This is a genomic window from Nocardia grenadensis, assembly GCF_050942415.1.
Classification (GTDB): Bacteria; Actinomycetota; Actinomycetes; order Mycobacteriales; family Mycobacteriaceae; genus Nocardia; species Nocardia grenadensis.
The window spans coordinates 737248-750004 of sequence record NZ_CP192054.1 but is presented as its reverse complement, the minus strand read 5'-3'; the positions used below and the strand labels follow the sequence as shown (position 1 = coordinate 750004).

The 12757-nt window shown below is 69.6% G+C and carries 10 protein-coding genes; 3 read left to right on the top strand and 7 right to left on the bottom strand.

Annotated features, from left to right (window positions below; translation table 11 throughout):
• Positions 1 to 147: 147 nt before the first annotated feature.
• From ACQPYS_RS03450 to ACQPYS_RS03430, 5 genes are all read right to left on the bottom strand, one after another.
• Complete coding sequence (locus ACQPYS_RS03450) at positions 148 to 4584, bottom strand: amino acid adenylation domain-containing protein (protein WP_433491675.1); 4437 nt, start codon at positions 4582 to 4584, stop codon at positions 148 to 150.
• 66 nt (positions 4585 to 4650) lie between these two features.
• Complete coding sequence (locus ACQPYS_RS03445) at positions 4651 to 5592, bottom strand: methionyl-tRNA formyltransferase (protein ID WP_433491674.1); 942 nt, start codon at positions 5590 to 5592, stop codon at positions 4651 to 4653.
• 53 nt (positions 5593 to 5645) lie between these two features.
• A complete protein-coding gene (locus tag ACQPYS_RS03440; protein WP_433491673.1) occupies positions 5646 to 6935 on the bottom strand; it encodes a SidA/IucD/PvdA family monooxygenase in 1290 nt (429 codons plus the stop codon).
• Between the two features lie 460 nt (positions 6936 to 7395).
• Entirely contained in the window at positions 7396 to 8448 is a 1053-nt protein-coding gene (locus ACQPYS_RS03435) for a hypothetical protein (protein ID WP_433491672.1), read from the bottom strand.
• A 183-nt stretch (positions 8449 to 8631) separates the two neighbouring features.
• On the bottom strand, positions 8632 to 8865 hold the full coding sequence (locus ACQPYS_RS03430; protein WP_433491671.1) for a hypothetical protein: 234 nt from the start codon (positions 8863 to 8865) through the stop codon (positions 8632 to 8634).
• A gap of 69 nt (positions 8866 to 8934) precedes the next feature.
• On the opposite strand from ACQPYS_RS03430, the gene ACQPYS_RS03425 reads away from it, so the two are divergent.
• The 3 genes from ACQPYS_RS03425 (at position 8935) to ACQPYS_RS03415 (ending at position 11548) form a co-directional block, all read left to right on the top strand.
• Positions 8935 to 9642, top strand: a complete 708-nt coding sequence (locus ACQPYS_RS03425; protein ID WP_431940872.1) for a siderophore-interacting protein — start codon at positions 8935 to 8937, stop codon at positions 9640 to 9642.
• A gap of 63 nt (positions 9643 to 9705) precedes the next feature.
• The gene (locus tag ACQPYS_RS03420) at positions 9706 to 10659 is read left to right on the top strand and encodes a pseudouridine synthase (protein ID WP_063035706.1); all 954 of its coding nucleotides are present in this window, start codon (positions 9706 to 9708) and stop codon (positions 10657 to 10659) included.
• A gap of 145 nt (positions 10660 to 10804) precedes the next feature.
• Entirely contained in the window at positions 10805 to 11548 is a 744-nt protein-coding gene (locus tag ACQPYS_RS03415) for a CPBP family intramembrane glutamic endopeptidase (protein ID WP_431940870.1), read from the top strand.
• A 19-nt stretch (positions 11549 to 11567) separates the two neighbouring features.
• On the opposite strand, the gene ACQPYS_RS03410 is transcribed toward ACQPYS_RS03415, so the two are convergent.
• Positions 11568 to 12164, bottom strand: a complete 597-nt coding sequence (locus ACQPYS_RS03410) for a hypothetical protein (protein WP_245664489.1) — start codon at positions 12162 to 12164, stop codon at positions 11568 to 11570.
• A 94-nt stretch (positions 12165 to 12258) separates the two neighbouring features.
• Positions 12259 to 12753 (bottom strand): NUDIX domain-containing protein, encoded by a 495-nt coding sequence (locus ACQPYS_RS03405; RefSeq protein WP_433491670.1) that lies wholly within the window; start codon positions 12751 to 12753, stop codon positions 12259 to 12261.
• Positions 12754 to 12757 lie beyond the last annotated feature (4 nt).

Genomic DNA, 12757 nt, shown 5'->3' with positions numbered 1-12757 from the left:
GAGCTCACCGATCGAAACCTCCGCGGGGCGCGAACAGCGGTGTCGGCGCCCGCCGAGGTAAGTTAGCCTAGCCTAAACGATAGTGGAAGCGTTGTGGAGCCTTCACGTCATAATCCGGAACACACCTGGGTCGGACGCTCCCGGCGTTCATCGGCGGGGCATATCGCCGAGCGCGGTCGACTCCGACACCGGGAGATCCGGCGTGTCGACGAAGGCCGCCAGCAGCTGCCGGAGCTGCCGCGCGAGCGGTTCCAGCCGGTCCGCGTCGTACAGCTCCGTGTCGGCTCGCACGGTCACCCGCAGATCGCCCGCGGCCGTGGAACCGAACGCGAAGATCGGCCGCCGCGCCGGCTCGCTGCCGGTATCCAGTATCCGACCCTCCACCTCGTCGCCCAGCCAGATCCGATCCGGCTCCGACTGCTCGCCGAATTCGACCACGGCCCGACACAGGTCGTACGGTGACCGGTCCGGATGGACCGCGGCGGCGATCGCGTCCACCACCATGTCCTGACTGCCGTAGATGCCGAGCGCGGTCGCCCGTGCCCGGTCGAGCACCGTGCGCAGCGTCGGGTCGCCCGACAGATCGTGGCGTAACACCACCAGCGCGGAGAGCGGCCCGACCACTTCGGCCACCGTGCTGTCGGCGCGTCCCGACAGCGGCACGCCCAGCGCGATATCCACTCCGCCCTCGTGGCCGTACAGCAGGGCGGCCACCACGGCCTGGTAGAGCATGTACTCCGAGGCTCCCACCGTTTCGGCGTGGGCCCGCAACCGGCGACGCAGTCCCGCGGATACCTCGAATCCGGCCGACCGGACCTCCGCCGGTACACCCGAGGTCACCACGGCGGGTGATCCGGCGAGCGCGGCGCGCCACTGCTCCAACTGCGGCCCCGCCGATTCGGCGACGGCCAGCTGCCACAGTGTGTAGTCGGCGTAAGCGACGGCCGGGGCCGGCCATCGCGGTGCCGTCCCGGCCCTCACCCGGCTGCGATAGGCCGTGGCCAGATCGGTCAGCACAATGCGCAGCGACCGGTCGTCGGCGACCAGCCGGTCGGCGGTGAGCACCAGTATGTGCCGGTCCGCCCCGAGCACGCGGAGCCGCGGCCGCACCAGCGGACCGGCCGCCCGATCGAATACCACCGGCGCGGTGCGGACATCGGCCGGATCGCCGTCGGGAAGTTCGTCGGCCGGTAGCTCGGCCGGTAGTTCCGGCAGCACCACCTGGTGTCTCGCCTCCCCGGCACCGGCGATGACCGTACGCAGGATCTCGTACCGCGCGTACACATCACCGAATGCCTCGGTCAACGCGGCACGATCCAACGGACCGTCCAGCCGCACCGCCACCCGGACCGCACCGGGCCCGGCGACCGCGCGCTGGTTGTAGGACAGCGGAATCCGCTCGGGCCGGGGCCCGCGGTCCAGTTCGGGACGGCCGGTTCCGCGCACCGGGGTGGCGTCCACGAGTGCCGCCAGGCCGGCCACGGTCGGCTCGTCGAAGAGCGCCCGGACATCGAGCACGACACCGAATTCCCGCCGCAGCGACAGCACCAGGCGGTTCGCGAGCAGCGAATGCCCGCCCAGCTCGAAGAACGAATCGTGCGCGCCCACCCCCGCGCACCCGAAGAGTTCCTCGAACAGGGCGGCCAGCCGGGCCTCGGTGGGCGTACCCGGCGGCCGGGCCGCCGCCATTGCGAGCCGCCGGGGCGCGGGCAGGGCCCGTTTGTCGAGCTTGCCGTGTTCGGTCAGCGGTATCTCGTCGATCACGGCCCAGGCGGTGGGCAGCATGTAGTCGGGTAGTGAGCGTGCCGCGTATGCCCGGACCTCGGCCGCGTCCAGTTCGCCCGCGGCGGAAACCAGGTAGGCGGCCAGCGCGGTGCCGGTGGCCGGGTCCTGGTAGGCCACCACGGCGCAGGCGCCGACACCGGGATGCGCGGACAGCGCCGCCTGCACCTCGCCGGATTCGATCCGGTAGCCCCGCACCTTGACCTGTTCGTCGGCGCGACCGACGAATTCGAGCTCCCCCGCGCTGTTACGCCGTGCCAGATCACCGGTCCGGTACAGCCGCTGTCCGGGCAGAAAGGGATCGGCCACGAACCGCTCGGCGGTCAGCGCGCAGCGATGCAGATAACCCCGGGCCAGCTGTCCGCCGCCGAGATAGATCTCCCCGATCACCCCGTCGGGAACCAGCTGTAGCCGGTTGTCCAGCAGGTAGACGTACACATTGCGGTTCGGCACACCGACCGGCACGATCCGGGTGCCCTGCGGCCCCCGCACCGTGAGGTGGGTGGCCGAGACCACGCCCTCGGTCGGCCCGTAGTGGTTGCGCAGTTCGGCGTCGAAAACGCCGGCGAACCGGTCGGCCACCTCTCCGAGCAGCGCCTCACCGCCGACCGGAACCCGGCGCAGCGCACGCCATTCGGTCACCTCGGGCAGCATCAGGAAGGTGCTCAGCAATGACGGCACCATATGCAGGACGGTCACCCCGTGGCGCGTGATCAGGTCCGACACGTAGGGGATATCGCGGAGCGCGGCCGGTTCGGGCACCACCAGACAGGCACCGAGCGACAGGGTCACGAAAATATCGAGCAGGGAGGCGTCGAAACTCACCGACGAGGTCTGCAGCAGCCGGTCGGCCGCGGTCATATCCCATTCGGCGGCGAACCCGATCAGGTGGTCGGCGATCGCGGCGTGCGAGACCTCGACGCCCTTCGGGTTTCCGGTCGAACCCGAGGTGTAGATGACATAGGCCAGGTTGTCGGGACGTAACGGCCGCACCCGTTCAGCGTCGCCGAGGTCATCGCCCGCCAGCTTTCCGGCGTCCGCCTCCGCGGCCGCCAGCTCCGCCCGGCCGAGCACCAGCCGCGGCCGGGCGTCGGCGTCCAGGAAGTCGATGCGCTTGTCCGGATAGGACGGGTCGATGGGAAGATAGGCGGCGCCCGCCTTCAGTACCGCCAGGACCGCCACCACGAACTCGGCGGAGTTGGCGATACGCAGGGCGACCAGATCCTCGGTCCCGATCCCCCGCCCGGCGAACCAGCGCGCCAGGCGGTTCGCGCGAATGTTCAGCTCGGCGTAGGTCAGTTCGAATTCGGCGTCGCCGGCCGCACCGGGCGCCACGACAGCAGTCGCGGTGCCGGCGCGCGCGGCCCGGTCCTCGAACAGCGATACGAGGGTCGCGTCCGGGGCCGGGACCAGTTCACCGTGTGATCGCGCGAGCAACCGGGCCCGGTCCTCCACGCCGAAGAAGTCGACCTCGCCCAGCCGGACCCGCGGATCCTCCGTCGCGCTGCCGAGCAACCGGATGTAGTGCGCGAGCAGTTGTTCGGCCGGATACCCGGCCGGTCGGCCGAGCCGGTGCTCGGCTTCCACTCGCGGTTGCTCCGGATCCGGCACCACCGTGACGCGTAGCGGAACCGGCACGATTGGCGAGCCGCAGGTTTCCAGCGTGGTGGTGACACCCTCCAGTTCCGGAAGCGCGAACGGCGCGCGCACCCCGAAACCGACCCTGGCCATCTGCTCCAGACCGTCCCGGGCGCCGGTGCGGTCCGGGTTGATCGCGTGGACCACCCGGTCGATACCGATATGCCGACGCTCGTGCCCCGCCGCCACCGTACCGGCGATCCGGCCCAGGAACTCGGCGAAGGTATCCGCCGGTCGCGGCATGGCCCGGACGAGGACGGTGTTACCGAAGTACCCGATCGTTCCGGTTTCGCGCGGACCGCGCAGATCGGCGGGAACGGCCACCAGGAAATCGTCGGCGGCCGTGTACCGATGGATCAGGGCGGCGAACGCGGCGAGCAGCACCGCGTCGTCGTCCACCCCGTACGCTGCCGCGGTCGTCCGTACCCGGCCGAGCAGACCGGTGGGCAGCGGAATCGAAGTGCGCGCGACGGTATCCGTACCCGTCGGCCGCGCGGCGAATATGCCCGGTAATTCCAGCGGCTCGGGCAGCGGGTGCAGTTCCCGGCGCCAGTACTGCAGACCGTCGCCGTCCGCGTCCGTACCGGCCGGCCGCTCCCCGGGCCGGGCCGGCGGTGCGGCGCCGTTGTACGCCGCGGTCAGCTCTTCGGCGAAAACCGATGCCGATGCGTCGTCCCAGGCGACGGTGTGCGCCACCAGGAGCAGCAGATGATCTTCGGCGCCCCGGCGGATCAGCATGGTCCGCAGCGGTGCTTCACCGGCCAGATCGAAGGGCCGGGCCAGCGCGCGCCGTGTCAACACCTCGACCCGGCGGCGGGCGGCTTCCTCGGCCAGTGCGGTCAGATCGTGTTCCTGCCATCGGAAGGGCAGATCCCCGCGAACCACCCGGTAGGGCTCGCCGTCGGCGTCCAGTCCGTAGGTCGTGCGCAGCACGTCCTGGCGTGCGACGATCGATGCCACGGCCGCGCAGAGCCGCTCGGTGTCGAGGGCGCCGCGCATCCGGTACACCAGCGGGATGTTCAGCGTGCTGTCGTCGGGATCACGGGTCTGCAGGTACCAGGCGCGGCGTTGCCCGGCCGACAGCGGCCGCCGCGGCGCCGGCCGCCCGGGTGGGACGGGTTCGACGTGCCGGGCCCGATTCGCGCCGCCTGCGATAATCGACATGATTCCCTTCGGCCCGTGCTGTGGTTCTCTTCCCTGCGGCCGGCGTGGAGGCGCCGGCCGGCCGGGTCATTGCGGTGTGTCGGTCAGATATCCGCCGCGCCGGAAGAATTCGGCGCCGCTGTGTTCGGTTCCGTCGGCGGTCCGGACCCGGGTGATCAGCAGGCCGTGGTTGTCACCGCGATGGGCGTCTGGCCCACACACCACGACACCGCCGTTCTCCTGCACGATGACCCGGCCCGGGGTGCCGCCGTATCGGGCCGCGGACACCGCGGCCGCCAGTACCTCGACCCGCTCGCCCCGGTAGTAGCCGAACGCGCGCGGGTACGGCGCCGACAGGGCCCGCACCAATCGCTCCAGATCCACCGCGGGCCAGGTCCAATCGATACGACTGTCGCGGTCGGACCGCTTGTGGAAGTAGGTGCGCGCGGCCTTGTCCTGCGGCCGCCACTGCGCGGTACCGGAGGCGAGCGCTTCCAGCGCCTCGTGCACCGCGCCGGGGATGAGTTCCATACCGGCCAGCACCAATTCGGTACCCGTGGCACGCGGACCGATGGGCAGCGAATGCTGCACGAGGATATCGCCGGTGTCGAGTTGCTCGTCCATCCGGTGCACCGTCAGGCCGAATTCGGAGGCGCCGCTGATCAGCGCCCACAGCACCGGTGAGAATCCGGTGAACTTCGGCAGCAGCGAATCGTGCAGATTCAGGGTGCCGTGGGCGGGCATGGTGTACAGCTCCGGCGGCATCCAGGTGTACCAGCTGTTCACTACGATGACATCCGGTTCGGCGCGTTTGACCAGGTCGATGGTCTCGGCGTCGGCCCGCTCGGTCAGATGGACGGGAATACCGTGTTCGCGGGCGAGCTCTTCCACCGAATCCGACCAGATCCCCTTGTAGGAGTCTGCACTGGCGGGGTGGGTGACCGCGAGCACGACCTCGTGCTCGGAGTCGATGAGCGCCTGCAGAGTCTTTCGCCCCCAGGTCTGGAACCCGAACGAGACGATACGCATGAACCAACCTCATCCCCATATAGCCGATAAAGTAAGGCAAGCCTAGCCTAGTTTCATAGGCCCGCCGGTTGGGCACCGGCCCGCACACCGGCCGCTGCCGGTGCCGCGGGCGAGTTCGCCAGAATCCGGTCCGAAAGCTCGCCCAGGCAGCTGAGATTCGGGAACCCCGGGCCCTGTGCCAGGCCGGCCATATTCGGCAGGTACAACTTCGCGGGCAATCCGTCCACCGACAGATCGTGATCGATCGCCGCCTCGATCCGCGCCTGCGTGAGCGGCCCCCCGACGGCCAGCTCGAGCAGATCGGCGGCCTCCTCGTCGAACAGGTCCAGAAACCACAGCGGCTGACCACCCGTCGCGTCCACCACCAGGTCGAAGGCGTGCAACTGATCGGGGCGGGACTCGTTGCGCAGCGTCAGCGCGACACCGTCACCCTGATCGGCCACCCGCACCACCCGGCCCTGCAGGTGGTGCACCCGGTTGTCGGCGAGCAGCGATTCCTGCACCCGCACCGAGAACACCCCGCGGTCGGTACGCCGCACCACATCCCGGCGTTCGGCGATACTCAGCGCCCGCCATTTCGCGGGATCACTGAACAGGGAGTTCTCGAAATAACTCTCGCCACGCGTGTAGATGGTCGCCCCGGGCGAGATCACCGAAACGGTCAGCACATCGTGGCGGACGAGTTCGTCCATGGCCGATCCGGCGGTCTCGCCGCCGCCGATCACCGCGGCCCGCGAGGACACCGGCAGCTGCCGCCGCCCGGCCAGATCCCAGAAATCCGCGATACTCAGCACTTTCGGGTGCTGCGCGAGAGCGCGCCGACTATCACCCGGTCCGGTGATCATCAGCCGGTCGGCTTCGGCCTCCAGGACGGCCCCCTCGGCCTCGGCCACCGTGACCCGCCAGCCCGCGCCGTCGGCGCGAATGGTCCGCACCCGGCCGCCCAGGATCTCGACACCGGACCGCCGCGCCACCCACTGCAGGTATTTCGCCCACAGACTGTGTTCCGGGCTCGGCCGACCCCGGTCGACCCATTCGGCATAGGTGCCGCGCTCGACCAGGAAAGCCGTCCACCCGAACGCCATCATGGCCTCGTTGACCGCGTGGTTGCGCCCCCGGGCCCAGGTCGAATGGTAGGGAAAACCGATATCCTTCTCCGGGCTCGTGCCCAGCCGGTGCCTGCCGTCGGTCCAGCCACCCGCGGCCAGCCAGTTCCCGCCCACCGCATGCGGTTCCACGACGGTGACCCGCGGCGCGGGCAATCCGAGCTCCCGCAGCACATACGCTTTGGCCGCTACCGCCATGGCTTTCGGACCTGCACCGACGACCAGAAGTCTGTCCACTGGTTCTCCCAACTTTCCCGACAACCCAATGGCGTCGCGCCTCAGATGGCGTGGTGGCGATCGCACGTGGACGCGATCCGATCCACCCGACTTCGCATAGGCTTACCTTACATGGAGGAGCCCGCGAAACGGCTGCCTAAGTCAGGGAGTTCGTGAACCCGCAGGTCCGGACGCTGTTCTTCGAACGGTGACCACACTGTTCGCACCGGCGTCACCGAGCCGGGGCCAAGGCGGCCGAGCCAGGACGGGTTCGGGTCGTTTCGCGAAAAGGACACCGCGGCCCGGATGCCGACCCGACTGCGGTCCGAGCCGACGAGCGATGGCACCGACTCGGCGAGCCGGCCACACCGGCCGACCCGCAACACCCGTGGCGACAACTCGGTCGCCGGCCGGGTCGCCCTCCACCCCCGAGGAGAAGGCTCTCGCCGTGGGGCGATCGATCCGGCAGTAGCCGGGCCGGTCACGATTCGATGATCAACCGGCCTTCCGGCGTCCACCATCCGCGGTGCGAGGTCCGGAACAACCGGGCCCCGGGCTCGAAAGGATCGGCCACGAAGCATTCCCGATGGTGACCGACGGCCAGTTCGGCGGCGAGCGCGCGCCCGCCCACATGGATATCGCCCACCACGCCCGGCGGCACCAACCGGCCCTCGTCGAGCGGCAGCACCTTCGCCCCCGGTACCGGCCGGGTCCAGCCGGTCGGCGCGAGCGGCCCCCGGGAGACCGCTCCGAGGTAGGCGACCGAATGGAACGCGACGGTGGCCACCGCCTCCGGCGACAGGCAGCGCACCGCTTCGGCCGGCGCCGAGCCGCCGTAGGTGCCGACGAGATCCCAGCGGGCCACGGTCGGCAACCGGTCGACCCCCTCGGCCATCAGCAACACCGGCAGTTCGGCGTCCGCGACGACCTGGGTGACCCCGTGGGTTTCGATCAGCCCGGCCAGCAGCGCCGGGTCACGACGCTGGGTCTCGGTCGGTACCACCACCGACGCCCCGGCCGACCACGCCGCCAGCAGGTCCACCGCGTTCTGCGGATCGTCCCACGGCAGCGCCAGCAGCCGCACATCCGCGGGCCGGGCCGCCGGATCGAACCACCGCAGCCGGCGGTCGGCGGCCACACAGCGGCGGTCGGCGACGGCCACCGCGAGAGCGTCGACCCCCAGCAGCAGGCCGGCCCGGCCGAAGCGGCCGACGCCGATCCGGGAGGCGGTGACGAATTCGCTCAGCAGCGCGGCGACACCGGCGGCGGTGGGTACCGCGGAGGAGCGGTACACGCCGCGGAACCGGTCGAGGTCGTCGAATAGATCGCCGTAGGTGAGCTGCTCGTCCGCGCAGCGTGCCGCCGATCGGGCCGAGGGGACCATATGACCGTGCCGGATCACGGTGACCAGTGCGGATACATCATAGGGTTCGACGCCGGTGGCCCACTCCCCGAGCATTCGCTCGCGCTCGATGCCCGTCGGGCCGGCCACGGCCAGCGGTTCGACACTCCTGATATCGTCGACGACGGTCATCAGTCACCTCCTGCTACGGGCAGCGGAGGCGGCGACCACGAACGGTTCGGTCATCCGACCTCCTGCGTACTGCTCGGTACGGCCTCGGCTGCCGAACCACTGTCACGTATAAGCTTAGGTTTACCTTACATTCCGAGAGTGCGATTCTCCAGACCACGCACTCGTATAAATTGCTTAGCTAAGCTAAACGCCGGTTCCCGGGAACGCGCGTACGGCCTCGCCGCCGCTCCCCGCACCCCCGAACCGCTTATCCGACAGTCCGTTCCAGCCGCCGACCCCCGACCCGGACCGCTCGTTCCAGAAGTCGGCGTAGCGGCCCCGGTAGCTCGGCAGGGTCCCGCGTTCGACGACCCGGCCGCCACCCAGGAAGTGGATCCGATCGGCGTGCGCGATGGCGGCCGGCCGGTGCGCCACCACGATAACCGTTTCACCTCGGCGCGCGCCGAAGCCCCGATCCCGACTGAAAATTAGGTTAAGCTAACCTGCATGGGAAGAGGCAGTAATGGCGTAATGCTGAAGATGTGGCGGGCCGACGACTACCGGCTGACCGTCACCTCCACGGAGCGGCTCACCGACAAGTACGTCCGCATCGGTTTCACCGCCGGGGGTCTACTCGCCGATCACCCGGTACACCCGACGCAGTTCATCCGCCTGTGGATCCCCGACGCCGAGACCGACAAACTGCACCACCGCGGTTACACCCTCATCGACCAGGACCCCGACAACGACCACTTCCACATCGAGTTCGCCGTACACAGCGGACCGGCCAGCCAGTGGGCCGAACGCGCCCGGGTCGGTGATGTCATCGAAACCTCGGTACTGGGTTCCAAGTTCGAACTGCCCGCGACCGCACCCGGTGAGTACGTGATCTTCGGCGATTCCGCCTCGCTGCCGGCGATCAATACACTGCTCGAATCGATCGGCGACGTCCCAGCCCGCGTCTGGCTGGAATGGCAGTACGAATCGGACACCGACCTGCCGGTCCGCAACAAACCGCACCACGAGGTCACCTGGCTCCAGCGCATCGACGACGGCCGCGCCATGCGCGAACAGGCCGAACAGCTCACCGTCGCCCCCGACGCCTTCGCCTGGGTCGCCTGCGACACCGCCAGCACCCGCGCCATCGTGAAAAGTCTGCGGACCACCCACGCACTGCCGAAAACGCAGATCAAAGCCCAGGGCTACTGGAAGTAACCGCCATTACCGGCCGCGGGCGGCCCGGCCGACGCCCGCGCCGCGCGGACTATGCTGCGACCGGTGAGAAGAAGGCAGCAGCCGCCGCTACCGAAACGGTTCGGGCTGGATCCGGCCCGCTTGCGGCTGCCCGACGAGGGTGACTGGGCGACCGTTCGCGACCATCTGGTCCACCGGCTGCCCCGCGTCGATCCCGCACGCATCGACGAAATGCTGCATGCCGGTGAGATCGTCGATCTGGCCGGCCCGCTCCCACCCGACGCGCCCTACGTGCCCGGGGGCGCGGTCTGGTTTCATCGCGATCTGCCCGATGAGAAACCGGTGCCCTTCGACCTGCCGATCGTCTATCGCGACGACACCATCCTGGTCGCCGACAAACCGCATTTCCTGGCCACCATTCCACGCGGCAGTCATATCCTGCAGACCGCCCTGGTCCGACTGCGCCGTGAACTCGACCTGCCCGATCTGATCCCCGCGCATCGTCTCGACCGCGCCACCGCCGGCCTCGTGTTGTTCGTGGTCGACCCGACCCGCCGCGGCACCTACCAGACGCTGTTCCAGCGGCAGCGGGTCCGCAAGGAATACGAGGCCGTGGCCGGGTACCGTAGCGGGCTGATCTTCCCGCTGTCCCTGGAAAGCCGCATCATCAAGGAAAAGCACGTCCTGGCCGCGCAGGAGGTGCCCGGCGCGCCGAACGCGCGGACCCGGATCGAGCTCATCGAGCGGCGCGGCGATATCGCCCGCTACCGACTGCACCCCGCGACCGGCCGCACCCACCAGCTGCGCCTGCACATGAACTCACTGGGCATCCCCATCCTCGGCGACGATTTCTATCCGCTGATCACCGATAAATCCGTCGACGATTTCACTCGCCCGCTCCAGCTACTGGCCGCCACCCTCGAATTCACCGACCCGGTGACCGGCGAGAACAGGCGTTTCGACAGCCGCCGCGGCCTGCAGGCCTGGACCGACCCGCACGGCTGGGCCGGGGACGTGGAACCGGCCCCCGGTTCCTGAGTATTCCGAGGCGCCGATCGCGCCGAGCTGCGACGACCGGCATCGAGCGGGCCGGCCAGGGTATCCCGGTCCGGACCGCCGGACCCCGGCCTGCCATCTTCGAGCCGGCACCGCGTGCCCTCCGCCCGTCCGTACACTGGGCCGAATGCTCCACCCGGTTACCCAGGAACCAGCTGCTCCGCGCGCCAGAGTCCACGCCTATGCCGATGTCGCGGTCGTCGTGGTGGTGCTCACCTGCACCAATCTGATCGCCCATTTCACCACCGCGTGGGCGAATATCGTGAGCGTGCCGATCGCCGCCCTGGTGCTGCTGGGGCTCATGCGCCGGCGCGGCCTGCACTGGTCGGAGCTGGGCCTGTCACCCCGGCACTGGCGGACCGGGACCAAATACGCACTCGGCGCGGTCGGGGTGGTGCTGGCGGCGGTGGTCATCGGGGCCGCGCTCCCGCTGACCCGCCCGTTCTTCCTGGCCGACCGCTACGCCACCGTCTCCGGCGCGCTCATCGCCTCGATGATCGTGATCCCGCTGCAGACCGTGATCCCCGAAGAACTCGCCTTCCGCGGGGTCCTGCACGGAACCCTCGATCGGGCGTGGGGCGCCCGGGGTGTCTTCGCGGCCGGGTCCCTGCTCTTCGGGCTCTGGCATATCGCCTCGTCTCTCGGACTCACCGCAGGTAACCGGGGACTGGCCGAACTGATCGGCGGCGGGGCGGCCGGTCAGATCGGCGGAGTACTGATCGCCGTCGCCGCGACCGCCGCCGCCGCCGTGGTGTTCACCTGGCTACGGCACCGCAGCGGCAGCCTGCTGGCACCCATCGCCCTGCACTGGGCGGTCAACGGGGCCGGCGCCCTGACCGCCGCGCTCCTCTGGCATACGACCCTGGCGTGAGCCCGCCCGCGCCGCGGGATCAGCAGTGTTCGCAGATACCGGTGGCCGGGAGCTGGATGAAACAGCTGGAGCACACCACCGTGCGGGCTCCGGTTTCCGGTTTGTGCGCGGTCGTGGCTGTCCGGGTGGTGGCGACCGTCCGCCGGGCGTTACCACCGCGTGGGATCAGTGGCGGGGTGCCACCGTCGGCGGGCACATCGGCACCGTGGGCCGCGTAGCAGGCCCAGCGGGCGTACGCGGCGTGGGTTTCGATATCGGCCGGCACCGGTAGCGCCGCCAGCTCCAGCACATACTTGTAGCTGTCGCTGACTTTCAAATTGCGTTTCACACACAGGGCCGTGAGCGGCGGCTCGCCCGCATTGTGGCAGCGCCGGGCGACTTTGCGCAGGATCGCGTCCATCCAGGTGCGGGTCGGGGCATCGGTATGCACCCCGGACATCTCCTGCACCCGGTCGGCGAGTTCCTGCACGGTGACGAAGTATCCGTACTCCGTCGCCGTCTCGGCCAGCACCTCATGTGCGGCCATCGCCCAGGCCACCGCGGCATCGCGGAAGGTAACCGCTGTACCGTCGTCGATCCGCCAGGCCCCCGAAATCGTTGTCGCAGCGTCCCTCATAGCTCGTACACCGTAGCGCCGAGGACCCGGGGCCCGTCAACCGCCCTCCCCCATATCACATTTCGGGTGCCGGAACCCACACGGTGACCAGCGGTCAACCCGGTGGTGCGAGTTCCTCCGGCGCGGCCACGCCCCGCTCCAGATACAGAGTCACCCCGCGCGACCGGGCCACCAGCGCACACCGCAGTCGACGACTCAGCCGCGCCACGACACGCTCATCCAGCCGATCCACCCGCACCCATTCCCAGCGGTCGAGCTCCGCGGCTTGCAGGACAATGCCCCGATCATCGAGCCCACCGCCGTCGAACACGTAGAGAACCTTGTCCCCCTCCCCTGGGTTCGGCGCCCAATCGTGCACCAGTAACCGACCGGGCGACCGATCGAGCCCGAGTTCCTCGGCGACCTCCCGCCGGCAGGCCTGCGCCGGAGATTCCCCCGGTTCCACATAACCGCCCGGAATATCCCAGCCGATGCCGTACGTCTTGTGCACCAGCAGCACCTCATCGCCCCCGGTACCGGCGCGCACGAACAGCGCACCGGCCGCCAGCCGGGCCCACGTCCCCGGGTTCGTCCCATCGGTTGCCGCCACTGCG

Bases quoted from the DNA above. Each gene is read 5' to 3' on its own strand.
- ACQPYS_RS03435 (WP_433491672.1), bottom strand. From the start codon at position 8,448: ATGACCGTCGTCGACGATATCAGGAGTGTCGAACCGCTGGCCGTGGCC.
- ACQPYS_RS03410 (WP_245664489.1), bottom strand. From the start codon at position 12,164: ATGAGGGACGCTGCGACAACGATTTCGGGGGCCTGGCGGATCGACGAC.
- ACQPYS_RS03450 (WP_433491675.1), bottom strand. From the start codon at position 4,584: ATGTCGATTATCGCAGGCGGCGCGAATCGGGCCCGGCACGTCGAACCC.
- ACQPYS_RS03445 (WP_433491674.1), bottom strand. From the start codon at position 5,592: ATGCGTATCGTCTCGTTCGGGTTCCAGACCTGGGGGCGAAAGACTCTG.
- ACQPYS_RS03415 (WP_431940870.1), top strand. From the start codon at position 10,805: ATGCTCCACCCGGTTACCCAGGAACCAGCTGCTCCGCGCGCCAGAGTC.
- ACQPYS_RS03425 (WP_431940872.1), top strand. From the start codon at position 8,935: ATGGGAAGAGGCAGTAATGGCGTAATGCTGAAGATGTGGCGGGCCGAC.